General features: G+C 65.6%; 1 protein-coding gene. It reads right to left on the bottom strand.

Annotated features, from left to right (window positions below):
* On the bottom strand, positions 1 to 352 hold a 352-nt coding region (locus ASG69_RS23215), incomplete at both ends, for an ATP-binding protein (RefSeq protein ID WP_442971107.1).

Here is a 352-nt window from a genome sequence, read left to right as displayed (position 1 = left end):
GCGGCACTGCATCGCCGCACCCCGGATCCGGATGTCCTCCTGCCGCAACCCCAGATCCTCGAGCGACTCCCCCGAGGCGATCCGCAACTGCGACTGCACCAGATCGACATCGGTGATCTCCTCGGTCACCGTGTGCTCGACCTGGATCCGCGGATTCATCTCGATGAACACATGATTGCCGTCCCGGTCCACCAGGAACTCCACCGTGCCCGCACACGAGTACTCGATCTTCCGCGCGAACGCCACAGCGTCACTGCACAACCGGGCCCGCAGCTCCTCCGAGATGTTCGGCGCCGGCGCCAGCTCCACCACCTTCTGGTGACGGCGCTGCACCGAGCAGTCACGCTCGAAC

The organism is Rhodococcus sp. Leaf225 (assembly GCF_001426145.1).
Taxonomy (GTDB): Bacteria; Actinomycetota; Actinomycetes; order Mycobacteriales; family Mycobacteriaceae; genus Rhodococcoides.
This window is presented reverse-complemented; position numbering and strand designations above follow the sequence as displayed.